Here is a 24,044-nt window from a genome sequence, read left to right as displayed (position 1 = left end):
CCGTGATCTGCCGATAGAACAGAACGACTCAGCATTGGAAATTGCGGTTTGCCATTATGCGCAAGAAGTTGCCCAATGAATTGTGGATAAACGTGTGCACACTTCTCTGTAAACCAAGAAACCGAGTAAACGCAGACGCGTGCGCAGGAAGTTGCACAGCAGTGCGCAACTTCCTGCACAGCTTTAGCGACTTTACAATCGTCACTGCATGAAAGTTAAGCACTAAATCCATCAAGTCTTTGATTTATAAAACTTTTTGGCGCCTTGGCATAGGAGTTGATTAGTCATACATGACCGGCGAGCAACTTTTTCTGCCGGACACTCTAATTCTCTATTGGCAAGGAAGGCATTAATGGCTACTCCAGCGTACATGTCCGTCACGGGCGAAAAACAAGGCCTGATCACTGCCGGCGCCTTCACCGCCGACTCGGTGGGCAACACCTACCAGGCAGGTCACGAAGACCAGGTCATGGTCCAGGCGTTCAACCACGACGTGATCATCCCGCGTGATCGCAGTCCTGCCAACCTACCGGGCAACGCGTTCCCAAACCTGTGGTAATCACCAAGGTCTACGACAAATCTTCCCCCCTGCTGCAGGCGGCGTTGACGTGCGGGGAATGCATGTGGCTCCGGGGCCAGATATCATAAATGACCCGCCTTAGCTAAACCCAAACCTGCTGCTCATGGCTTCACAATAAGGCCCGAGCCGAGCGAGGGCATTGCAAGGAATCACATCCATTGGAACGACCGATACTGAACCAACCCACCTGCTGCTTATAACCTTTCGTTCTAAAACTCTCACAATTCCTGCCGGTCAGTCTTTGGGTAGGCGGACTTCCCGTCTACGTTCCCCAACGGAAAACCGGTAAGGATTATATGTGCGGATTAGCTGGTGAATTACGTTTTGACAACCAACCTGCGGATCTTGCCGCGGTAGAACGCATTACTCATCATTTGGCACCTCGCGGCCCGGATGCGTGGGGGTTTCATAGCCAAGGGCCGATTGCCCTGGGCCATCGTCGTCTGAAAATCATGGACCTGTCTGACGGCTCGGCGCAGCCGATGATCGACAGCCACCTGGGCCTGTCACTGGCCTTCAACGGCGCGATCTACAACTTCCCGGAACTGCGGGCCGAGCTTGAAGCCCTTGGTTATCAGTTCCACTCCGGCGGCGACACCGAAGTGCTGCTCAAGGGCTATCACGCCTGGGGCGCCGACATGCTGCCCAAGCTTAACGGAATGTTTGCCTTTGCCATTTGGGAGCGCGACAACCAGAGCCTGTTCATTGCCCGCGACCGGCTGGGCGTCAAGCCGTTGTACCTGTCGCGCACCGATAAAAGGCTGCGTTTCGCCTCGACTCTGCCTGCATTGCTCAAAGGCGGTGACATCAGCACGATGCTCGACCCGATTGCGCTGAACCACTACCTGAACTTCCATGCGGTGGTCCCTGCGCCGCGTACCTTGTTGGCTGGCGTCGAGAAAATTCCGCCTGCCACCTGGATGCGCGTAAGCGCCGCTGGCAAGGTCGAGCAGAACGTCTGGTGGACGCTGCCCTATGGCCCGCGCGCCGATGAGGCGAACCTGACCCTTGAGGACTGGCGCGACCGCGTACTCGACAGCACCCGTGAGGCGGTAGCCATTCGTCAGCGCGCTGCGGTTGATGTCGGCGTCCTGCTATCCGGCGGCGTCGACTCCAGCATGCTGGTCGGGCTGCTGCGCGAAGTCGGGGTCAAAGACCTGTCTACTTTCTCGATCGGTTTTCAGGATGCTGGAGGCGAGCGAGGTGACGAGTTCCAGTATTCGGATCTCATCGCCAAGCATTACGGCACTCAACATCACCAGCTGCGCATCAAGGAAAGTGAAATCATCGAGCAACTGCCTGCTGCATTCCGGGCGATGAGCGAGCCGATGGTCAGCCATGACTGCATCGCTTTCTACCTGCTGTCGCGCGAAGTGGCCAAGCACTGCAAAGTCGTGCAGAGCGGCCAGGGCGCAGACGAGCTGTTCGCGGGCTACCACTGGTATCCCCAGGTCGACGGTGCCAGCGATCCCTATGCCGCCTACCGCGATGCATTTTTTGATCGAAGCTACGACGAATACGCAGCCACCGTAGCTCCGCAATGGCTGACGCCCAACGATGCTGCAGGCGACTTCGTGCGTGAACATTTCGCCATGCCTGGCGCCGAGGCGGCCGTAGACAAAGCTCTGCGCCTGGACAGCACGGTGATGCTGGTCGATGACCCGGTCAAACGTGTCGATAACATGACCATGGCCTGGGGTCTGGAAGCCCGAACACCCTTCCTGGACTACCGCCTGGTTGAACTGTCGGCTCGCGTTCCTGCCCGCTTCAAGCTGCCCGACGGCGGTAAGCAAGTGCTCAAGGAAGCGGCACGGCTGGTCATCCCGTCGCAAGTCATTGACCGTAAGAAAGGCTATTTCCCGGTGCCAGGCCTCAAGCATCTTGAGGGTGACACCCTGAACTGGGTGCGCGACCTATTGCTCGACCCGAGTCAGGACCGCGGTCTGTTTAACCCGACCATGCTCGACAAGCTGTTGACCGACCCTGATGGTCAATTGACCCCCCTGCGCGGTTCCAAACTGTGGCAGCTCGCGGCGCTGAACCTGTGGCTCAGCGAACAAGGACTTTGACCGATGAAAGCCAACGCTTCGATCTACAATCAGCGTCTGTTGCGTGGTCAGGCGCCGTCCTATGAGCGTTTGCAGGCACGCTTTGCCGAGGACGGCAGCACCCCCGACAATGAGCCGCTGGCATTGCACTGTGGCTGGGGTCGTCTACTGATAGGGCACACCTATCCTGATCCCGCGGCGCTGGCCCATGAGCTACTCAATGAGAAAACTGGCGAGCGAGATATCGCGTTGTACGTAGCCGCGCCGCAACAAGTACTCGCGCAATCGCCGCAGCAGTTGTTTCTCGACCCGTCGGATACCTTGCGCTTATGGTTTAGCGACTACCGCCCTGCCCAGCGCGTGTTCCGTGGTTTTCGAATCCGTCGTGCGCAAAACCAGGCTGACTGGGAAGCGATCAATAACCTGTACATCGCACGCGGCATGTTGCCCATTGATCCGGCATTGCTTACCCCGCGTCATCATGGCGGACCGGTTTACTGGATCGCAGAAGACGAAACAACCTATGCGGTGATCGGCAGCGTCATGGGCCTGAATCACCAGAAAGCATTCAACGACCCCGAAAATGGCAGCAGCCTCTGGTGCCTGGCGGTGGATCCGCAATGCACTCGCCCCGGTGTCGGCGAAGTGCTGGTGCGGCATTTGATCGAACATTTCCAGAGCCGCGGGCTGGCTTACCTGGATCTGTCGGTCCTGCATGACAATCAACAGGCCAAGAATCTCTACGGCAAGCTGGGCTTTCGCAACCTGCCGACCTTCGCCATCAAGCGCAAGAACGGCATCAACGAAAAGCTCTTCCTCGGCCCGGGCCCGCAAGCGGACTTCAATCCCTATGCCCGGATCATCGTCGAAGAAGCCCATAGGCGCGGTATCGATGTACAGGTCGATGATGCCGAAGCCGGTCTGTTCACGCTTATTCATGGTGGCCGGCGCATCCGCTGCCGGGAGTCGCTGAGCGACCTGACCTCCGCCGTGAGCATGACGTTATGTCAGGACAAGCGCCTGACCAATAAGCTATTGAAAGCCGCAGGCCTGGAATTGCCGGTGCAGCAATTGGCGGGCAACGCCGATGACAACCTCGCCTTTCTCGATGAGCATGCGCGCATCGTGGTCAAGCCTGTGGACGGTGAACAAGGTCAAGGCGTTGCTGTGGACCTGAGCACCATCGAAGACGTTCAGGAAGCCGTAGAGCGGGCGCGTCAATTCGATTCCCGGGTGCTGCTGGAAAGTTTTCACGAAGGGCTGGACCTGCGCATTGTCGTTATCGGTTTCGACGTGGTGGCAGCAGCGATCCGACGACCGGCGGAAATCATGGGCGATGGCCGTCACACTGTCGGTGAGTTGATTGAAGCGCAGAGCAGACGTCGTTCTGCGGCAACGGGCGGGGAAAGCAAAATCCCCGTCGATCAGGAAACCCGTCGCACAGTGGAGGCTGCCGGGTTCACCTTTGACAGCGTGTTACCGGCCGATCAGCGTCTGGCCGTGCGCCGCACCGCGAATCTGCACACTGGCGGCTGTCTGGAGGATGTAACGGCCATTCTGCACCCGGTGTTGAAGGATGCCGCCATCCGCGCAGCCCGAGCCCTCGACATTCCGATAGTAGGCCTGGACCTGATGGTTCCGGCCGCCGATCAGCCGGAATACGTGTTCATCGAAGCCAACGAACGTTGCGGTCTGGCCAATCACGAGCCACAGCCGACTGCCGAACGCTTCGTCGATCTTTTGTTTCCCCACAGCCTGCCCGTTCACGGGTAAAAGCAGTGACGAGTGGCAAGCCGCAAGCGACAAGTGAAGTCACACGCGGATCAGCTTTTGACTTTACTTGCAGCTCAAAGCCTGAAGCTCGTAGCTGCTCCGACAGGAGCCCTCATGACCGCTGCAAAAATCCTCGAACCGGATCTGAATTACCTGCAGAAAGTCCTGCTGGAAATGCTCGCGATTCCAAGTCCCACCGGCTTTACCGACACCATCGTGCGCTACGTTGCCGAACGTCTGGAAGAGCTGGGCATCCCCTTTGAGCTAACGCGTCGCGGCACCATCCGCGCCACCTTGAAAGGCAAGCAGAACAGCCCCGACCGTGCAGTCTCCGCACACCTGGACACCATTGGCGCCAGTGTACGAGAGGTCAAAGACAACGGCCGTCTGGGCCTGGCGGCGGTCGGCTGCTGGTCCAGCCGTTTTGCTGAAGGCAGCCGCGTGAGCGTGTTCACCGACACTGGCGTGATTCGCGGAAGCGTGTTGCCGCTGATGGCTTCCGGGCATGCGTTCAACACTGCCGTCGATACCATGCCCATCAGTTGGGATCACATCGAGCTGCGGCTGGATGCCTACTGCGCCACGCGCGCCGATTGTGAATCGCTGGGGATCAACGTTGGCGATTTCGTCGCCTTCGATCCGCTGCCTGAGTTCACCGAAAGCGGGCATATCAGTGCGCGTCACCTGGACGATAAAGCCGGGGTCGCAGCGCTGCTGGCGGCGCTCAAGGCCATCGTCGAAAGCGGCGCCGAACCGCTGATCGATTGCCACCCGCTGTTCACCATTACCGAAGAAACCGGGAGCGGCGCGGCAGGCAGTCTGCCGTGGGACGTCAGCGAATTCGTCGGTATCGACATCGCGCCGGTAGCGCCCGGCCAGCACTCCAGCGAACATGCCGTCAGCGTGGCAATGCAGGATTCCGGCGGGCCATATGACTATCACCTGTCCCGACACCTGTTGCGCCTGGGCCAGGAAAAGGAACTCTCGGTGCGCCGTGACCTGTTCCGCTATTACTACAGCGATGCGCACTCGGCGATCACGGCAGGCTACGACACTCGCACGGCGCTACTGGCGTTCGGTTGCGACGCGACCCATGGCTATGAGCGCACGCACATCGACAGCCTCAGTACGCTCAGTCGCCTGTTGACCGCCTACATCATGAGCCCGCCTGTGTTTGCCAGCGATGCGAAACCGGCCAATGCGTCACTGGAGAATTTCAGTCATCAGCTCGAACACGACACTCAGATGGAAACCGACACCCGCGTGCCGCCAGTGGATACGTTGGTAGGACAGCGGTAACAGGCCTGCGCAGGGCCTGCGGGAGCTACTCGCTACGTCGTGACGCAATGGATTGCGCCGCGACCCAATGCAGGAACTGGCTTGTTGGCAAATGCCGCAGGTCAGTCGCGTGATTCGTTACCTGATACACCTTCTTCGCAGAGGAAGCGTTGTATCGGCCTTACGCGGGAACCCGTTCCATTGTAGGAAAAATTGACTACCGCTGTGGCCCATCAACCTTGACCACGCTAGCATCCTCGCCCTCCGCCCACTGCGATAATCGAGAACCCCATGCTGATCCCCTACGACCAACTCGAAGCCGACACTCTGACGCGTCTTATCGAGGATTTCGTGACCCGCGATGGCACCGATAACGGTGACGACACCCCTCTTGAAACGCGCGTGCTGCGGGTCCGTCATGCATTGGCCAAAGGTCAGGCGGTCATCTTTTTCGATCTTGACAGTCAGCAGTGCCAACTGATGCTCAAGCACGAAGTGCCTAAAGAATATTTCGACGAATGAGCCCTGCTCGCAGGCTCCCCGACTGTCAGATCTATGAGGTCGACGACTGCGCAGCGAGCTGCTGCAGACGCGCAGCGATTCGCCTGTAGACTTCCGTGCGATGGATCTTCACGTGTTGCGGGGCATCGATGCCCAAGCGGACCTGATTACCCGTGATGCCGAGAACCTGCACCTTGATGTCATCACCAATGGTGAATGATTCTCCAATCTCTCGCGTCAATACCAGCATTCTTCCTACTCCCCGGGGTGATAACCAAGGAGGCAGGTTGCCGTGCTGGATCCAATCCTTCAATGCGCTAAAAGCAAATCAGTCTTCCCCTTCAAAGCTGATCGGCGACGGCTGACAGACGCGTCCTACACGCCGTCAAATACGCCCCTACATGTCGCCAGCCCGGAGCAAGAATCACAGGGTACTGCGCAGTGATGTCATCAGGAAACGGACCCACGTGGGCCGAACAGAATGATGGTCGCGCCTATCACGCAAAAGCCCACGCCGATCCAGTCCGAGGTCAGAGGTCGTACACGCTCGATCAGGCCAAGCCAGGCAATCGAAGCGATGATGTAGATCCCGCCGTACGCCGCATAGGCCCGCCCGGCGTATGTGGCTTCGACCCGCGTCAGCAGCAGGGCAAACAGCGTCAGGCTGATCAGGGCAGGAATCACCCAAAGCCCGGTTTTGCCTTGCCGCAACCACACCCAGAAACCATAACAACCGGCGATCTCGAACAGGGCAGCGAGGAAGAACCAGAGATAATTGAGCACGTTGAAGTCTCTTCAAGGGCGGTCGGAAAGGTGCGCGCCACCCTATCAGAAATGCCGGCGATGACGGTCACCGTGGAGAGCAGACGTATCCTGGTCTTACCTGGCCTTCACTTTGGCGCGCATCTTGTCAGCCATGGTAGCCATCTCGTCGTAGATCAGTTGCGGGGTCTGCTGCTTGATCTGCCACGCCATGCGGCCTTGCTCATGAGGCAGGATCATGAATTCGCACTTGCCTACCTGATCGAAGATATACCCGGCGATGTCACTGGCGGTAATGGGCGAGCTTTCAAGCAACCTGCCAACCTGGGCTTTCATCGCTGGGGTCGGACCGCGAAAAGAGTCGAGCAGGTTGGTCTGAAAAAACGAAGGGCAGACCACGTGTACGTCGATCTCCTGCTGCCGCAACTCGACCAGCAAGCTCTCGGACAACGCCACAACGCCCGCCTTGGCAACGTTGTAATTGCTCATCGCCGGCCCCTGCATCAGGGCCGCCATCGAGGCGATGTTGATGATCTTGCCTTTGCTTTGTTCCAACAGGGGCAGGAAAGCCTTGCATCCCTTGACCACGCCCATAAGGTTGATCGCGATCTGCCAGTCCCAGTCCTCCAGCGACAACTCGCCGAAGAAGCCGCCGGACGCCACGCCTGCATTGTTGACGACGATGTCGATACCGCCGAACTTTTGTTCGCAGGCCTGCGCCAGGGCGGTCAGTTGGCTGTAATCGCGTACATCGCAACGCTGAATGAAGCCCTCTCCACCCGCTTCGCGCACTGCGCTCAAGGTCTCCTGAAGACCGCCATCACTGATGTCGGACAGCGCCAGACGCCATCCTTCCCGCGCCCAGCGCAGTGCCATTTCACGCCCCAGGCCGGATCCTGCGCCAGTGATCATGATGCGATTGTGCATAGCGGTTGCCTTGTCGATTGCGGGGAAGTGGCGTGAGTGTAAACAGACACATCGCCCGACAGCGCCTTCATCAGCTCGCTGAATGTGTCAGGCAAACCGCCGACTCAGGCTGCTCTGCGGCGAACCCGCCAGCGACTGATGACCTGCGCGTAAGCCAGCAGATTAACAATCAGCACAAGCGCGCCGATCCCGATCTGGACCTGTGGAGTGAGACCTGCAGGATAGATCAGCGCAATCAGGTAGTGGCCGATGAAATCACCCTCGTAGCCCGCAATACCCGCCTTGATACGTAGGCTGTTTTCCAACGGCGTCAGCGGGCAATACAAATGCAGGAATTCCACTGCCATGCCCCAGGCCACCGCCGGAAGATGCAACCAGAGCCAGACCCACCGCTTTAAAACCAGAAGTGCGCCGAACATGACGAACATAATGAAAGCAAGATGAAAGATGAGCACGGTATCGGCCATAACGGAATAAGGCATAGCTGGCCTCCTGACACTCCACAGGCGGGGTTCTGGTGACCCACTGCAGAATTCTTAGTTCCGTCTTTGTTTAGCTAATTCCGATTAAGAAGCTAAGTGAAATCATGTCTTTCCAGGCTTCTATGAATCGACAACCCCTTGTTTTCAATTAAATTTTTCAAAATGTGAGTTTTTGTTTCCTTTCGTCCGAACCTTTTGTTCAGCACCACAGTCCGATCATTCAAGCAGCACAACTTTTAAAGAAAGTTGGCGAACGCTTGAACGGCATTGCCATCTACCAAGTACACAAGAAGGAACTCGTCATGGGCATCGGCACTATTCTGATCATCATCCTCATTCTCCTGCTGGTTGGCGGTCTTCCGATCTTCCCGCACTCCAGAAGTTGGGGTTACGGTCCGTCGGGTATCATCGGTACGATTCTGGTTATTCTGCTGATTCTGGTATTGCTCGGAAGGGTGTAACTTCCGGCAGCAGTAAAAAACCCGCTCTTGTAGCGGGTTTTTTTATGGGTCATACCGGCGTTGAATATGGGACGTATGCCCGTTATTTCCAGTGGCACCCGTCACGGTTTTGCTTTGAGTTTGAACGCCAGCGATATGCCTGTGGCAGCTTCTGGGGATTACGACAGTGCTGGCCGCGATCAGACGAATATGGCGTATCAGGCAACTTATCTGTAAGGGCCTGCCGCGTTCGCGGCCGTCGTAACCTCCGACCTCTCCCACAAGGTTCTGCGGCGTCCGGGTATTTTCGCCCCAAGACACAAAAACGCCCCGATTCAATCGGGGCGCTCGTTTCAACCCCCTACTTCAGATCAATGCGAAACCGCGCCACTGGCCCCAAGCCCAGTCTGCGAACGCACGAACTGCGGGAAGAACAACGCACGCTCACCTTCCGCTGCTTTGGACTTATCGGTCACCGAGAAGAACCAGATCCCGACGAACGCAATGATGATCGAGAAGAATGCAGGGTACTCATACGGGAAGATCGCCTTCTCGTGATGCAGAATCTGCACCCAGATGGTTGGGCCGAGAATCATCAGCACCACCGCGCTGATCAAGCCCATCCAGCCGCCGATCATGGCGCCACGGGTGGTGAGGTTTTTCCAGTACATCGAGAGCAACAATACGGGGAAGTTGCAACTCGCCGCGATGGAGAACGCCAGGCCGACCATGAACGCGATGTTCTGGCTTTCAAACGCAATACCCAACAGGATCGCGACGATCGCCAGCGCGACAGTGGTGTACTTCGACACGCGAATCTCATCTTTTTCGTTGGCTTTACCGGCCTTGATCACACTGGCGTACAGGTCGTGAGACACCGCCGAAGCGCCGGCCAGGGTCAGACCGGCCACCACCGCTAGAATGGTCGCGAACGCCACCGCCGAGATGAAGCCGAGGAACAGACTGCCACCCACGGCATTGGCCAGATGCACCGCTGCCATGTTGTTACCACCCAGCAGCGCGCCTGCCGCATCCTTGAACGCCGGATTGGTGCTGACCAGCAGGATAGCGCCGAAGCCGATGATGAACGTCAGGATGTAGAAGTAGCCGATGAAGCCGGTCGCATACAGAACCGATTTACGCGCTTCCTTGGCATCGCTCACGGTGAAGAAGCGCATCAGGATGTGCGGCAAACCGGCCGTGCCAAACATCAGCGCCAGGCCCAGGGAGAACGCCGAAATCGGATCCTTCACCAGCCCGCCCGGGCTCATGATGGCTTCACCTTTGGGATGAACCTTCACCGCTTCGGAGAACAGCACGTTGAAGTCGAAGTTGACGTGTTTCATGACCATGAAAGCCATGAACGTCGCGCCGGCCAACAATAGAACCGCCTTGATGATCTGCACCCAGGTGGTCGCCAGCATGCCGCCGAACAACACGTACAGACACATCAGAATGCCGACCAGTACCACTGCAACGCTGTAGTCCAGGCCGAACAGCAACTGGATCAGCTTGCCGGCACCGACCATTTGCGCGATCAGGTAAAACGCCACCACCACCAGCGAACCGCAAGCGGACAGGGTGCGAATTTCCTTTTGCTTCAAGCGGTACGAAGCCACGTCGGCGAAGGTGTATTTGCCCAGATTGCGCAGACGTTCGGCGATCAGGAACAGAATGATCGGCCAGCCCACCAAAAAGCCGATGGAGTAGATCAGACCGTCATAACCGGAGGCGTACACCAGGGCCGAGATGCCCAGGAAAGACGCTGCCGACATGTAGTCACCGGCGATGGCAAGGCCGTTCTGGAAACCGGTGATCTTGCCGCCAGCGGCGTAGTAATCCGCTGCCGATTTGTTTTTCTTGGCCGCCCAATAGGTGACACACAGCGTAAACCCGACAAAGACCACGAACATGATGATCGCGGCGACATTGAGTGGTTGTTTCTGCACCGGGCCGGTCAGGGCATCCGCCGCCCAGAGTGTCGGTGCGAAAGCCGCAAGGCCGAGAGCTGCAAAGAGGCGCCGGCTCATTGCTGGGCCTCCTTCAGGATCGCGTTATTCAGCTCATCGAATTCGCCGTTCGCACGACGAACATAGATGGCAGTCAGCACGAAGGCCGAGATGATCAGTCCTACGCCGATTGGCATTCCCCAGGTGATTGATGATGTGACGCTGAGTTTGGCGCCAAGAATCTGAGGCCCATACGCAATCAGAAGAATGAATGCGGCATACAGTCCAAGCATGATCGCCGAGAGAGTCCAGGCGAATCGTTCCCTTTTCGAGACCAGCTCCTTGAAACGGGGGCTGTTCTGAATCGAGAGGTAAATGCTGTCGTTCATTGTTTTTGTCCTCGCAGCACAGATGGATGTCACGTGTTGCACTTTAGTCGGCTTCCAAGCGGGCTCCAGACGACCTTAGTATTAGAACGACATTAGTTGATGTGCGCGAAATTGCGCTTCTATCAAGCAAGTAAAAGCGCAGGAGTACCTCTGCCAATCAAGCGTGGTAACAAGCCGGTCCTGCAACCGGCGCTTATATCAGCCAACAAAAAGCCGCCTGGCAATCGCTCACCAGGCGGCATTTTGAAACGCTGCGTATTTATTGCAGCTTATTTACCGGTCCACTCCTTGACCCGATCCGGGTGCTTGGCGACCCAATCCTTGGCGGCGGCTTCAGGTTTGGCGCCATCCTGGATAGCGAGCATGACTTCGCCGATTTCGTCCTTGCTGCTCCACTGGAACTTTTTCAGGAATTCGACGACTTCCGGGGCCTTGGTTGCCAGATCCTTGCTCCCGACGTTGTCCACGGTTTCAGCTGCACCGTAGACGCCCTTTGGGTCTTCCAGGAATTTGAGTTTCCATTTGGCGAACATCCAGTGCGGCACCCAACCGGTCACGGCAATGGACTCTTTCTTGTTCTCGGCGCGAGTCAGCTCGGCAATCATGCCGGCGCCGGAACTTGCCTGAAGTTTGTAGCCATCCAGCCCGTAATCCTTGATGGCCTGATCCGTCTTGATCATGACGCCTGAGCCGGCGTCGATGCCGACGATTTTCTTCTTGAAGGTGTCGTCGGTTTTCAGATCGGCGACCGAGTTGGCTTTCACGTACTCAGGCACGATCAACCCGATTTTGGCGTCCTTGAAGTTAGGGCCGTAGTCGGTGACCTTGTCCTTGTTCTTTTCCCAATACTCGCCATGGGTCACAGGCAGCCAGGCGGAAAGCATCATGTCCAGTTTGCCGGTGGCCACACCCTGCCACATGATTCCAGCGGCCACCGCTTGCAGTTTCACGGGGTAGCCCAGTTTCTCCTTGATCACTTCAGCAGCCACGTTGGTGGTCGCGACGCTGTCAGACCAGCCATCCACATAGCCGATACTCAACTCGGGTTTGTCGGCGGCAAGGGCCAGCGTGGAACTGATGGCAAGCGCCAGAGCGGCCCCCGCACCCAGGATATTTCGCATTTTCATCGTTACTTCCCCGGTAGTCCTGCACCCGACGGCGGTCGGGTATCGTTAACGTTTTTTTAAGCCCACAGCTCACGCCCATATTTGGCGCGCCGCCCGACTTCCACGCTTCAACCATGTGCCGACGCAGCATCATTAACCGCGTTGACCAACCGATCATCAACCCCTGCCGAGCGCGTGCCTTTCCTGTCAACGACACTCAGACAGCGGTAAACGACATCACCGGGCCATCAGCGACAGACAGGTCGTAAAAAAGCCGCAATCCGTCCGGAAATTGCATGCTTTAACGTCAGCTGCGAGTTTTGAGTGGCGAACTGCAGGTAACAGCAGAATCACCGCGCAGCGACTTGCAGCTTGAGGCTTATAGATAATGGCCGTTCCTGAGCTAAGATGCGGGCCATCTGCCCTACTTTGGCTCGATCATGCCCGGCCCTTCTCGCTCCCCTGTTTTGACTTACCTCTTCTCTTGCCTGATCGCTTTGATCGCCTTGTGCGGCTATTGGTATGGCCTTGGCAGACCGGTGGTGCTGCCGGACGCCGCGACGCCGACTCACAAGCTGCAATGCGCGTCTTACACGCCGTTCGATAAGGACCAGTCGCCTTTTGATCAGCCCTTCACCCTGCGTCCGGCGCGGATAGATGCTGATCTGGCATTGCTGGCGACGCGCTTTGACTGCATTCGCACTTACTCAATGACCGGGCTGGAAGCGATTCCCGAACTGGCGCGCAAACATGGTCTGAAGCTGATGCTGGGTGCTTGGGTCAACGCCAACCCGGTGGACACGGCCAAGGAAGTCAATGCACTGATCAAGGCCGCCAATGCTTACCCGGAGGTAGTCACCGCTGTGATCGTGGGGAATGAAACCCTGTTACGTAAAGAAGTGACAGGCCCGCAATTGGCCAAACTGATACGTCAGGTAAAGGCCCAGGTTGAACAGCCAGTGACCTACGCCGATGTTTGGGAGTACTGGTTGCAGTACCCGGAAGTCGCATCGGCTGTGGACTTTCTGACGATCCATCTGCTGCCCTATTGGGAAGATGACCCCAAGGGCATCAACGACGCGCTGGCGCACGTTGCTCAGATCCGCCGGACCTTCGGCAACCAATTCGCCCCCAAAGACATTCTGATCGGCGAAACCGGCTGGCCCAGCGAAGGGCGTCAACGTAAAACCGCCCTGCCCAGCCGCGTCAACGAAGCGAAGTTCATTCGCGGTTTTGTCACCATGGCCGAGCAGAACGGTTGGCGTTACAACCTCATTGAAGCGTTCGACCAGCCATGGAAACGCGCATCCGAAGGCGCGGTGGGCGGCTACTGGGGACTGTTCGACGCCGATCGCCAGGACAAAGGCGTGTTGGCCGGTCCCGTGTCGAACCTGCCTTACTGGCCTTTCTGGCTATCGGTGGGTGGCGTGATCAGCCTGCTGACACTGGCACTGGCTGGACGTGTCACTCAGACGCGCAGTGCGATGGTCATACCGTTGCTCGGTGTCTTCGGCGGTTGCTGCATCGGCACTTGGGGCGAATTGGCCCGCGTGACCAGCCGTTTCTACGGAGAATACGCATGGGCTGCTGCCTTGGTCGTACTGAACCTGCTGGTGCTGGCCCATGCGGCGTTAATGCTGTCTGCCCGGCAGGGGTGGCGTGGCCGGGCATTCGGCTGGTTCGAGCGCCGTGCGGGCTGGTGGCTGAGCGCGGCAGGTTTCGCAGCAGCGGTGATGATGCTGGCAATGGTGTTTGATCCGCGCTATCGCAGCTTTGCAACGCCTACCTTATGGTTACCTGCGCTTTTCTACCTGTTCAGGCCGGTCCGCGTCCCTCGTCGCGAGGTTGCGCTGCTGGCGTTCATCGTCGGCGCCGGAATCATCCCTCAACTGCTGCGCGAAGGCTTGAGTAACCCGCAGGCGCTGGCGTGGGCCGCGGTCAGCCTGCTGATGACACTGGCCCTATGGCGCAGCTGGCGGGTCAGCGGGATATGTGCGACAGGGCAACCTGCGCAGACTCCCCCACCAGCGCGTACGCCGGGGTAACGTTGGACGAAACACATTGTGTTACCGCTGAAGGCGGTTCTGCACAAAATACGGGTAACACGGGAACAGAAATGCGTGCGCCAAGGCGGTTCATAAAAATTATGATTTTTAACTTATTGATTAAAAAGGATTTTCAAAAGCTGGCACGGCACCTGCTATATCTCCTGCATAACAAGAATAAAATGTGAAAACTCAATAAAAATAAGATGAATCGGCTCTGACATAACAAGAACAACGGCACAGAGACGCAGCCAACAGATTTTTTTGGAGTAGATGTGCTTTAAGAGGCCTTGGTCTCACAGCCCGACAGAGAACAATAAAACTACCATCAGGTAGCGTCCGGAACGGGTTGGATCCTGGCCACTGGCATGGGATCGAAGCGTGTTAGCGCTCAAAAAAATACGTTTGCTCTTGAATCCCGCATGGGGATCACTGAAGAACGCAGAAAGGGAATGGTTGCCAAAAACAACAACAGACCTCCCTAAAATAATAAGAAAGAGCACGTGCAACGATTTAAAGGGGAGCTTCGGCTCCCCTTTATGCTGTGCGGGATTCGGAACGTAAAGCCAAGCCAGACACTGCTCAGCCAGCCCGCACCCACCGCAACCCCGCAATCACCACCGCGAATACCGCAAGGCTTGCTGTGTATAGCACCAGCGCCAGTAATCCCAGCAGCAGTCCGGTTCCCGCCAGCACTCGCCCCACCACTCCTGGCACAAAGAATCCGGCCACTGAGGCCAACAGCGCCCCCCAGCCAAACACCCCGAAGTGAATCAACAGCCCCAGGTTGGAACGCACGACGCATTGCCATGCCTGCGCGTCATCGGCGCAGATGCCTACCCACTGCACATCTTCCATGAGCCCGTAACGCAAGCCATAGACAATGACCAGCCAAAGAGCCAGTACGACAACAAACACAATCAGCGGTAAACGACGCGACACGGAACACCCCGCAGCAGGAAGACAACGCTCAGCATATCCGTACTCAGCCCCGACAAGAACCACAACACATTTGCAGCACAAACTGACACGCTTGCAGGACCGGAACGTGTATTGTCGCCGGGAGTTATACCGGAGTAGCGCGGCACTGAAACAAAATGCCACTATGGCACTTTCGTACCAGCTCTGTGTCATAGCCTGCGTATCTCAACAGCACTTCTTTCCCAAGGGATTTAGTCATGCTTCGTTTTCTACGCCTCGCCGCCTTTTCAGGCGGCTTGTTCTTGAGTGCGTCCGTGATGGCGGTCGATATCGATCCGTCCAGCTATGGCTTCCCTCTTACCAACCCGTTTGAGGCGACCATCGCCACGACGCCTCCTGATTTGCGGTCAAAAGTGCCGGACGACGCGGACATTGATCAGGATGACTACAGCCTGACCCTGCGCCCCGATCGCGAGTTCACTCTCCCGGACAACTTCTGGGCCGTGAAAAAACTGCACTATCGTCTGGCCAAGCAGGACCATCCGGCACCGCTGATCTTCCTCATCGCAGGAACCGGCGCGCCTTACAACAGCACACTTAACGAATACCTCAAGCGCCTGTACTACGGAGCCGGGTATAACGTCGTACAGCTGTCATCGCCCACCAGCTATGACTTCATGAGCGCAGCCTCTCGCTTCGCGACCCCCGGGGTCACCACCGAAGACGCTGAAGACCTCTATCACGTGATGCAGGCAGTCCGCGCCCAGCAAACCAAACTGCAGGTTACCGAGTACTATCTCACCGGTTACAGCCTTGGTGCTTTGGACGCCGCGTTCGTCAGCAAGCTTGACGAAACCCGTCGCAGTTTCAACTTCAAGAAAGTGCTGCTGATCAACCCGCCCGTGAACCTCTATACGTCGATCACCAATCTGGACAAGATGGTCCAGACCGATGTGAAAGGCGTCACCAACAGCACTACTTTCTATGAGCTGGTGCTGCAGAAGCTGACCCGCTACTTCCGCGAGAAAGGCTATATCGACCTCAACGATGCATTGCTGTATGACTTCCAGCAGTCCAAACAGCACCTGTCGAACGAACAGATGGCCATGTTGATCGGTACTTCGTTCCGCTTCTCGGCCGCTGACATTGCCTTCACCTCGGACCTGATCAACCGTCGCGGCCTGATCACGCCACCCAAGACGCCGATCAGCGAAGGCACCAGCCTGTCACCTTTCCTGAAACGTGCTTTGCAGTGTGACTTCGACTGTTACGTCACCGAGCAAGTGATCCCGATGTGGCGCGCCCGCACCGATGGCGGCAGCCTGCTGCAACTGGTCGACCAGGTCAGTCTGTATGCGCTAAAGGATTACCTGAGTAACAGCAAAAAGATCTCGGTGATGCACAACGCCGACGACGTCATCCTGGGCCCGGGTGACCTTGGATTCCTGCGCAAGACCTTTGGCGACCGTCTGACCGTTTATCCGTATGGCGGTCATTGCGGCAACATGAACTATCGCGTCAACAGCGACGCCATGCTGGAGTTTTTCCGTGGCTAAACGTCTATTGCTTATTGCCGTTCTGCTCTGCGCGGGCGCTGTTCACGCGGCCGATGAGCCGATTGTTTCCAAGGCGGCCCCGGTGCAGCGGCTGGACAGTCCCGACGGCTTCACCGAGCCTTTGAAGTCGCTGAAATTCAACCCCGGTCTGGACGCTCAGGAATTCGAGCGCGCGTCGCTTAACGCCCTCAACGTCTACGACCCCCTCGAGTCCTGGAACCGTCGGGTCTACCACTTCAACTATCGCTTTGATGAGTGGGTTTTCCTGCCGGTGGTCAACGGCTATAAGTACGTCACGCCAGGCTTCGTGCGCAGCGGCGTAAGCAACTTCTTCAGCAACCTGGGCGACGTGCCCAATCTGGTGAACAGCCTGCTGCAGTTCAAGGGCAAGCGCTCCATGGAGACCACCGGGCGCTTGCTTATCAACACTACGCTGGGCATCGCCGGGCTGTGGGATCCGGCGACCATGATGGGGCTGCCGAAACAGAGCGAGGACTTCGGTCAGACCTTGGGTTTCTATGGGGTGCCTGCCGGGCCGTATCTGGTGCTGCCGATCCTGGGACCGTCGAACTTGCGTGACACCGGTGGTCTGGTCTTCGACTTCACCGCCGAATCGCAGATCAACTTCCTGAACGTTTCGCAGGTCAGCGAGGATCATCCTGAGCTGTATCTGCTGCGTGCGATCGACCGTCGTTATACCACCAGCTTCCGTTACGGCCAGATGAACTCACCATTCGAATACGAGAAGGTTCGTTACGTTTATACCGAAGCGCGGAAGTTGCAGATATCGGAGTAATAATCTGTCAGCAACCGGCTGACTGTTGATAGAACCCCTGTGGGGGTGACTTCAGTCGCAACGCGGCAGTTCGGGCGATACAACATGTACCGCCTGTAACCTGGTCTGGCGAAGGAATTCACTCCCACAGTTATGAGTAACGCCTGTATCAGCTGTTACTGCGCAGTTGCGCGTGGCGACACCGGATCGTGAAACCGACGATCCAAACGCGTAAAATCCATCTACAAACCTGATCAATCCCTCGCAAAAACCTCACCCTTTCATCGCCTCAACAGGCATACCATAGGCGCCATACCCACCCTCTTCCGGAGTGAGCCTCATGACTCAATTACGCACAGTGCTTTCGATTCAGGCCGGTCAACCGACTTCGGATGGCGCGGGCGTCAAGCTGACGCGCGTCTTCGGTGGCCAGGGTGTCGAACTGTTCGACCCCTTTCTGATGCTCGATGAATTCGGTTCGGATAAACCTGACGACTACATCGCCGGTTTCCCGCCGCATCCGCACCGTGGCTTCGAAACCGTAACCTATATGCTTGAAGGCCGGATGCGTCACGAGGATCACATGGGCAACGTCGGCCTGCTGCAGGGCGGCGGCGTGCAATGGATGACGGCCGCGCGCGGCGTCATTCACAGTGAAATGCCCGAACAGGAAGAAGGTGTGATGCGTGGCTTCCAGCTGTGGCTCAATCTGCCAGGCAAATCGAAGATGGGCGAGGCCGGTTATGACGATATCCAGCCTGAACGCATTCCGCGAGTGACCACGCAAAATGGCGTTGACATCGTCGTGATCGCAGGCTTGTTCGACGATGGTGAGTTGCAACAGACCGGTGCTGTGCAGCGCCCGGACACCGAGCCGCAGTATTTTGACCTGCACATACCCGCTGGCAAGTCGATCAGCCCCAAAGTGCCGGAAGGCCATCGCGTGCTGCTCTATGTGTACGAAGGTGAAGTAGACATTGCCGGACAGACGCAGAAACTTAGCAAGAGCCGTCTGGCGCGCTTGTCGGAACATGGAGCGCTGCAACTGAGCACGGCCACCGGTGCCAAGCTGCTGTTGATCGCAGGCAAACCGTTGGGTGAACCTATCGTGCAATACGGCCCTTTCGTCATGAACAGCCGTGAGGAGATCGAACAGGCACTGCGCGACTTTCGCAATGACAGGTTGACCGCATGGTCAGGGAATCAAAGCGCTCCTGTGGTTCCGATTCACGCCGGGGACTTCAATCCAATCGCAAGAACTTCATCAACTGGTCCTTCTGCGCCATTGCATCACGCCGACCCAGCTCGATCAGTTCGCTGCAATAGCCCGATTCGAACAGCAGATAGCTCAGTACCCCTGCCCCACTGGTCTTAGTGGCGCCCGGACCGCGCAGGAAAGTGCGCAACGCCGGGGGCAATTCACGGCGATGGCGCGCAGCAATTTCGTCCAGGGGACGACTGGGCGAAATCACCAGCACCTCAACCGGTGCAAGCGATTGCGCCGGAGTGGGTTGTTCAGAGACCTGAGGTGAAGGTTGCCGTGGCTCAGGCAACATGCGGCTCAACAGATTGAGCCGCTCGATCAACTCGATATCACTTTCCAGGCTGTCGATGAAGGTGCTGTTGAGCATGTGGCCGCTGATCTGCGCCAGACTCGGCTGCGCTCCGCTCACCGTGCGCTGCATCGGCTTGTTGGCGCCTGGGCCACGCGGGTTGCCGCTGACGCCGACCACCAACACTCGGTTTGCCCCCAGATGCAAGGCCGGGCTGATGGGCGCCGACTGACGCACCGCGCCGTCACCGAAATACTCATGCCCGAGCTTCACCGGCGCGAACAGCAGCGGAATGGCGGAGCTGGCCAGCAGGTGATCAACGGTCAAACGAGTCGGCACGCCAATGCGCCGGTGCCGCAGCCACGAATCGATGGTGCCTTTGCCTTGATAAAAGGTCACCGCCTGCCCCGACTCATAACCGAAAGCCGTGACTGCCACTGCACGCAAATGCCGGGCTTCGATGGCCTCGTCGATACCGGCAAGATTCAGCCTTTCGGTCAGCAGGTCCCGCAATGGTGAACTGTCGAGCAACGCCACCGGCACCTGCTTGCGTCCAACACCCAGCAGGCTGCGCCCAAAGAATGTCGAAGCCTGACGTATAACCCCTGTCCAGTCGCTGCGCAGAACCTGATGACTGCGAAAACTCTGCCAGAAAAGGGTCAATTCATGGATGGCGGTACGAAAGTGGCTGGCGCCACTGGCAAGCTTCACCGCGTTGATGGCGCCGGCCGAAGTGCCGACGATCACGGGAAAGGGATTCTTCGCACCTGGCGGCAGCAGATCGGCGATGCCCGCCAGCACGCCCACCTGGTAGGCAGCCCGCGCGCCGCCGCCGGAAAGGATCAGCCCGGTGACCGGCTCGATATCGGCCGCACTGGGTGAAGCACGGATGACGGGTTCTTGTTCGGCTGTGCTTGTCGTCATAAAGGCTCGGTTATTGGTTTCAGCCACGCTTGGGGTATAGCTTGGGCTCGCCAGCCGGTCTACTTTTGAAACGCCGGTGCGCCCACAAATACTGTTCCGGGCATGCGGTCACCGCACGTTCGACCCACTGATTGATGCGCACGCAATCGGCTTCATCGCTTTCACCGGGAAAATCGGTCAGTGGCGGATGAATCACCAGCCGGTAGCCACTGCCGTCAGCCAGACGCTCCTGAGTAAAGGGCACCACAAGGGCGTGGCCGAGCTTGGCGAACTTGCTGGTAGCCGGCACGGTGGCGGCCTGAATGCCGAACAGCGGCACGAAGAGGCTCTGCTTGGCGCCGTAATCCTGATCGGGGGCGTACCAGATGGCGCGGCCCTTGCGCAGTTGCTTGATCATGCCGCGCACGTCTTCGCGCTCAACGGCGATGGAGTCCAGGTTGTGCCGCTCGCGACCACGGCGTTGAACGTAATCGAACAAGGGGTTCTTGTGTTCGCGGTACATGCCATCAATGGTGTGCTGCTGCCCGAGCAACGCCGCGCCGATCTCCAGCGTAGTGAAGTGCAGCGCCATCAGAATTACGCCCTGGCCGTCGAGCTGCGCCTGCTTGAGATGCTGCAGGCCCTCGATGTGAGCCAGCCTGGCCAAGCGCGGCTTGCTCCACCACCAACTCATGGCCATCTCGAAAAAGGCGACGCCGGTTGAAGCGAAGTTTTCCTTGAGCAGACGTTTGCGCTCGGCCTTCGAATACTGCGCGAAGCACAGTTCCAGATTACGCGCGGCGATGATCCGCCGATCGGTGGCGAAGTAGTACATGATCCTGCCAAGGGCCCGGCCCATCCCCACCAGCACCCGGAACGGCAACTGCACCACCAGCCAGAGCAAACCCAGCCCCAGCCACAGGGGCCAGAAGCGGGGATGAAGAAATTGGGCTCGAAAACGCGGGCGTTCCATTAAAGCTTCCGTCAAGGCAAAGGCGGGCATTCTACATCGGTTCGGCAGGATCAGTGACGCTCTGTCAGATGCGCCTCCCTTGCGACGCACGGGCGTTCTCGTTATAAGTCTCGGCACTTTTAGCGATAAGCCGCTGTATGCCGACATGAGCCAAATCGAATTGCAAGACAAGGAACCCGTGTTCCAGCTGAAGGGCAGCATGCTGGCCATCACCGTGCTGGAACTGGCCCGCAACAACCTTCAAGCCCTGGATCGTCAACTGGCGGCCAAAGTTGCCCAGGCCCCGAACTTCTTCAGCAACACCCCGCTGGTGCTGGCGCTGGACAAGCTACCGCACAATGAAGGCGCGATTGATCTGCCAGCAATGATGCGCATCTGCCGCCAGCATGGTCTGCGTACCTTGGCCATTCGCGCCAACCGGATCGAAGACATCGCCGCCGCCATCGCCATCGACCTCCCCGTTTTGCCACCTTCGGGGGCACGGGAAAGACCGCTCGATCCGACGGAAAGCGAAGTCAGGAAAAAGCCTGAAGTCGTCGAGAAGCCCCCGGAGCCCTTGATCAAACCGACCAAGATCATCACGGCCCCGGTGCGCGGCGGGCAACAGATCTACGCCCAGGGCTCGGACCTGGTGGTGATTTCCTCGGTCAGCCCCGGTGCGGAACTTCTCGCAGATGGCAACATCCATGTGTATGGCCCAATGCGGGGCCGGGCACTGGCGGGGATCAAGGGTGATACCAAAGCGCGGATCTTCTGCCAGCAGATGGTCGCCGAACTGATCTCCATCGCCGGGCAATACAAGGTTTCCGAAGACTTGCGCAGAGATCCATTGTGGGGTGCCGGGGTACAGATCAGTCTGTCCGGCGACGTGTTGAACATCACCCGTCTTTAACGGATACTGCGCCATTTTCAAAGCCACTCAGATTCGTCGCGAAAACGATGCAACAGGGAAAGGAAAACCGTGAAATTCACGGGTTTTTCAGGATCATGAGTCCGCAAGGCGCTCGTCCCTTACCGTTGCTCGGATCAATGCTGCGTTCCGAGGGGCTATTCAGGGACTAGCCGTCCTACTTTTAGGGGTGATACACCTTGGCCAAGATTCTCGTGGTTACATCCGGCAAGGGTGGTGTGGGCAAGACCACCACCAGCGCCGCTATCGGTACCGGCCTCGCTTTGCGCGGCCACAGAACAGTCATCGTCGACTTCGACGTCGGCCTGCGTAACCTCGACCTGATCATGGGTTGCGAACGCCGGGTAGTGTATGACTTCGTCAACGTGGTCAACGGCGAAGCGAACCTGCAACAGGCGCTGATCAAAGACAAGAAGATCGAAGGCCTTTACGTTCTAGCTGCCAGCCAGACTCGCGACAAGGACGCGCTGACCAAGGAAGGCGTGGAAAAAGTCCTGATGGAGCTCAAGGAATTCTTCGAGTACATCGTCTGCGACTCCCCGGCCGGTATCGAAACGGGCGCTCACCTGGCGATGTACTTCGCCGACGAAGCGATCGTGGTCACCAACCCCGAAGTGTCGTCGGTTCGTGACTCGGACCGCATGCTGGGGCTATTGGCCAGCAAATCCCGTCGCGCCGAGCGCAACGAAGATCCGATCAAGGAACACTTGCTGCTAACCCGCTACAACCCTGAGCGCGTGAGCAAAGGCGAAATGCTGGGCGTTGAAGACGTCAAGGAGATCCTTGCCGTGACCCTGCTGGGTGTGATTCCCGAATCCCAGGCCGTGCTCAAGGCTTCCAACCAAGGCGTGCCGGTCATTCTCGACGACCAGAGCGACGCCGGCCAGGCGTACAGCGATGCCGTCGACCGCCTGTTGGGCAAAGACCGCGAGCACCGCTTCCTGGACGTAAAGAAAAAGGGATTTTTGGAACGTCTGTTCGGGGGTAACTGATGAGCATTTTTGACTTCTTTCGTGCCAACAAAAAGCCCAGCACCGCGTCGGTAGCGAAAGAGCGTCTACAGATCATCGTGGCGCACGAACGCGGCCAACGCAGCACTCCGGACTACCTGCCAGCCTTGCAGAAGGAACTGGTCGAAGTGATCCGCAAATACGTCAATATCGGCAACGATGACGTGCATGTCGCGTTGGAAAACGACGGCAGCTGCTCGATTCTGGAACTCAATATCACCCTGCCTGATCGTTGATCGAAAAGGCAGTCGCCACGGCGGCCCGGTTGCCCGGCTCTTCACAGAAGCCGGGTGAGCGAGCCGCCGTTGGCGTTTGTCAGACGTCGTTTTCTGTTCTGATATTGCTATCGCTACGAGGCTGTTCGATGCCGCTGTCCAACGTACACATTCTTCATCAGGACGATGCCGTTCTGGTGGTGAACAAGCCTACCTTGCTGCTCTCGGTGCCCGGTCGTGCCGATGACAACAAGGACTGTCTGATCACTCGCCTGCAGGAAAACGGCTATCCCGAGGCGCGTATCGTCCACCGTCTGGACTGGGAAACCTCCGGGATCATTTTGCTGGCGCGCGATGCGGATACTCACCGTGAGTTGTCCCGGCAGTTTCACGATCGGGAAACCGAAAAGGCTTACACCGCGCTGGCGTGGGGCCAACCCACGCTGGACAGTGGCAGCATTGATCTACCCCTGCGTTATGACCCACCGACCAAGCCACGGCATGTGGTCGATCATGAATTGGGTAAGCATGCGTTGACGTTCTGGAAGGTGCTGGAGCGTTATGACACGCATTGCCGCGTTGAGCTGACGCCGATTACCGGGCGTTCACATCAGTTGCGGGTTCATATGCTGTCGATGGGTCATCCGCTGTTGGGGGATGGGTTGTATGCGCATCCTGAGGCGCTGGCCGCGTATCCGCGGTTGTGCCTGCATGCGAGTATGTTGGCGTTTACCCATCCGGTGACGGGTGAGCGGATGCGGTTTGAGTGTCCGGCGCCGTTTTGAGGTGGTCGTTTACAAGGCGTTAGTTATAGCCGCCGTGTGAATACTTATTGGTGTTGGCACTGGTATCGGGGACTGTCAGATTTTTTGTGTGCGGGCCGGTAACGGCCTGCCGTCAGGCAGTCCGTGCTTTTACCAGGTCGGCCTGATAAATCGATCTCCGTAC

General features: G+C 57.8%; 21 protein-coding genes and 3 pseudogenes. 14 read left to right on the top strand and 10 right to left on the bottom strand.

Annotation, left to right across the window (positions count from 1 at the left end; translation table 11 throughout):
• Positions 1-352: 352 nt before the first annotated feature.
• The 5 genes and pseudogenes from tssD to EC915_RS15630 all read left to right on the top strand — a co-directional run.
• Positions 353-618 (top strand): annotated as a pseudogene (tssD, locus tag EC915_RS15650) (type VI secretion system tube protein TssD); the annotation flags it as partial.
• 258 nt (positions 619-876) lie between these two features.
• Positions 877-2,649 carry an N-acetylglutaminylglutamine amidotransferase gene (locus EC915_RS15645; protein WP_133751443.1) on the top strand — a complete coding sequence of 591 codons (1,773 nt, stop codon included), beginning with the start codon at positions 877-879 and terminating at the stop codon, positions 2,647-2,649.
• A gap of 3 nt (positions 2,650-2,652) precedes the next feature.
• A complete protein-coding gene (ngg, locus tag EC915_RS15640; RefSeq protein ID WP_133751442.1) occupies positions 2,653-4,401 on the top strand; it encodes an N-acetylglutaminylglutamine synthetase in 1,749 nt (582 codons plus the stop codon).
• Positions 4,402-4,515: 114 nt separating this feature from the next.
• A pseudogene (locus EC915_RS15635) lies at positions 4,516-5,743 on the top strand (osmoprotectant NAGGN system M42 family peptidase).
• Between the two features lie 227 nt (positions 5,744-5,970).
• On the top strand, positions 5,971-6,201 hold the full coding sequence (locus EC915_RS15630) for a YheU family protein (RefSeq protein ID WP_133751440.1): 231 nt from the start codon (positions 5,971-5,973) through the stop codon (positions 6,199-6,201).
• Between the two features lie 31 nt (positions 6,202-6,232).
• Here EC915_RS15630 and csrA read toward each other — a convergent pair whose 3' ends face one another.
• The 4 genes from csrA to EC915_RS15610 all read right to left on the bottom strand — a co-directional run bounded on the left by csrA (position 6,233) and on the right by EC915_RS15610 (position 8,351).
• Complete coding sequence (gene csrA, locus EC915_RS15625; protein WP_133751439.1) at positions 6,233-6,430, bottom strand: carbon storage regulator CsrA; 198 nt, start codon at positions 6,428-6,430, stop codon at positions 6,233-6,235.
• A gap of 200 nt (positions 6,431-6,630) precedes the next feature.
• On the bottom strand, positions 6,631-6,963 hold the full coding sequence (locus EC915_RS15620; protein WP_133751438.1) for a YnfA family protein: 333 nt from the start codon (positions 6,961-6,963) through the stop codon (positions 6,631-6,633).
• A gap of 96 nt (positions 6,964-7,059) precedes the next feature.
• Positions 7,060-7,869, bottom strand: coding sequence for an SDR family oxidoreductase (locus EC915_RS15615; RefSeq protein ID WP_133751437.1), 810 nt, complete (start codon positions 7,867-7,869; stop codon positions 7,060-7,062).
• 104 nt (positions 7,870-7,973) lie between these two features.
• The gene (locus tag EC915_RS15610; RefSeq protein ID WP_133751436.1) at positions 7,974-8,351 is read right to left on the bottom strand and encodes a DUF2784 domain-containing protein; all 378 of its coding nucleotides are present in this window, start codon (positions 8,349-8,351) and stop codon (positions 7,974-7,976) included.
• A gap of 302 nt (positions 8,352-8,653) precedes the next feature.
• Between EC915_RS15610 and EC915_RS15605 the strand changes: the two genes are divergently transcribed.
• Complete coding sequence (locus EC915_RS15605; protein ID WP_133751435.1) at positions 8,654-8,812, top strand: DUF3309 family protein; 159 nt, start codon at positions 8,654-8,656, stop codon at positions 8,810-8,812.
• A 350-nt stretch (positions 8,813-9,162) separates the two neighbouring features.
• Here EC915_RS15605 and EC915_RS15600 read toward each other — a convergent pair whose 3' ends face one another.
• From EC915_RS15600 to EC915_RS15590, 3 genes are all read right to left on the bottom strand, one after another.
• A complete protein-coding gene (locus EC915_RS15600; protein ID WP_133751434.1) occupies positions 9,163-10,821 on the bottom strand; it encodes a cation acetate symporter in 1,659 nt (552 codons plus the stop codon).
• Entirely contained in the window at positions 10,818-11,129 is a 312-nt protein-coding gene (locus EC915_RS15595; protein WP_133751433.1) for a DUF485 domain-containing protein, read from the bottom strand. The genes EC915_RS15600 and EC915_RS15595 overlap by 4 nt, the downstream gene beginning before the upstream one ends.
• Positions 11,130-11,398: 269 nt before the next feature.
• A complete protein-coding gene (locus tag EC915_RS15590) occupies positions 11,399-12,256 on the bottom strand; it encodes a glycine betaine ABC transporter substrate-binding protein (RefSeq protein WP_133751432.1) in 858 nt (285 codons plus the stop codon).
• Between the two features lie 419 nt (positions 12,257-12,675).
• On the opposite strand from EC915_RS15590, the gene EC915_RS15585 reads away from it, so the two are divergent.
• Positions 12,676-14,280, top strand: coding sequence for a beta (1-6) glucans synthase (locus EC915_RS15585; RefSeq protein ID WP_133751431.1), 1,605 nt, complete (start codon positions 12,676-12,678; stop codon positions 14,278-14,280).
• A 582-nt stretch (positions 14,281-14,862) separates the two neighbouring features.
• Here EC915_RS15585 and EC915_RS15575 read toward each other — a convergent pair.
• Positions 14,863-15,222: a hypothetical protein gene (locus EC915_RS15575; RefSeq protein WP_133751430.1), complete on the bottom strand. Its 360-nt coding sequence runs from the start codon at positions 15,220-15,222 to the stop codon at positions 14,863-14,865.
• Between the two features lie 236 nt (positions 15,223-15,458).
• Here EC915_RS15575 and EC915_RS15570 point away from each other — a divergent pair, with 236 nt between their 5' ends.
• The 3 genes and pseudogenes from EC915_RS15570 to EC915_RS15560 all read left to right on the top strand — a co-directional run.
• Complete coding sequence (locus tag EC915_RS15570; RefSeq protein WP_133751429.1) at positions 15,459-16,757, top strand: serine/threonine protein kinase; 1,299 nt, start codon at positions 15,459-15,461, stop codon at positions 16,755-16,757.
• Positions 16,750-17,553 carry a VacJ family lipoprotein gene (locus tag EC915_RS15565; protein WP_133751428.1) on the top strand — a complete coding sequence of 268 codons (804 nt, stop codon included), beginning with the start codon at positions 16,750-16,752 and terminating at the stop codon, positions 17,551-17,553. The genes EC915_RS15570 and EC915_RS15565 overlap by 8 nt, the downstream gene beginning before the upstream one ends.
• A 319-nt stretch (positions 17,554-17,872) precedes the next feature.
• A pseudogene (locus EC915_RS15560) lies at positions 17,873-18,724 on the top strand (pirin family protein); the annotation flags it as partial.
• Between the two features lie 49 nt (positions 18,725-18,773).
• Here EC915_RS15560 and EC915_RS15555 read toward each other — a convergent pair.
• Positions 18,774-20,009 carry a patatin-like phospholipase family protein gene (locus EC915_RS15555; RefSeq protein ID WP_133751427.1) on the bottom strand — a complete coding sequence of 412 codons (1,236 nt, stop codon included), beginning with the start codon at positions 20,007-20,009 and terminating at the stop codon, positions 18,774-18,776.
• Between the two features lie 19 nt (positions 20,010-20,028).
• Positions 20,029-20,961, bottom strand: a complete 933-nt coding sequence (locus EC915_RS15550) for a lipid A biosynthesis lauroyl acyltransferase (RefSeq protein ID WP_133751426.1) — start codon at positions 20,959-20,961, stop codon at positions 20,029-20,031.
• A 145-nt stretch (positions 20,962-21,106) separates the two neighbouring features.
• Here EC915_RS15550 and minC point away from each other — a divergent pair, with 145 nt between their 5' ends.
• From minC to EC915_RS15530, 4 genes are all read left to right on the top strand, one after another.
• On the top strand, positions 21,107-21,853 hold the full coding sequence (gene minC, locus EC915_RS15545) for a septum site-determining protein MinC (protein WP_133751425.1): 747 nt from the start codon (positions 21,107-21,109) through the stop codon (positions 21,851-21,853).
• A gap of 197 nt (positions 21,854-22,050) precedes the next feature.
• Positions 22,051-22,863: a septum site-determining protein MinD gene (gene minD, locus EC915_RS15540; RefSeq protein WP_133751424.1), complete on the top strand. Its 813-nt coding sequence runs from the start codon at positions 22,051-22,053 to the stop codon at positions 22,861-22,863.
• Positions 22,863-23,117, top strand: a complete 255-nt coding sequence (gene minE / locus EC915_RS15535) for a cell division topological specificity factor MinE (protein WP_037013831.1) — start codon at positions 22,863-22,865, stop codon at positions 23,115-23,117. The genes minD and minE overlap by 1 nt, the downstream gene beginning before the upstream one ends.
• A 128-nt stretch (positions 23,118-23,245) precedes the next feature.
• Positions 23,246-23,881 carry an RluA family pseudouridine synthase gene (locus EC915_RS15530; protein WP_133751423.1) on the top strand — a complete coding sequence of 212 codons (636 nt, stop codon included), beginning with the start codon at positions 23,246-23,248 and terminating at the stop codon, positions 23,879-23,881.
• Positions 23,882-24,044: the final 163 nt, after the last annotated feature.

The organism is Pseudomonas sp. LP_7_YM (assembly GCF_004364435.1).
GTDB lineage: Bacteria > Pseudomonadota > Gammaproteobacteria > Pseudomonadales > Pseudomonadaceae > Aquipseudomonas.
The sequence above is the reverse complement of the archived record's forward strand: the minus strand, read 5'-3'. Positions and strand labels throughout refer to the sequence as shown.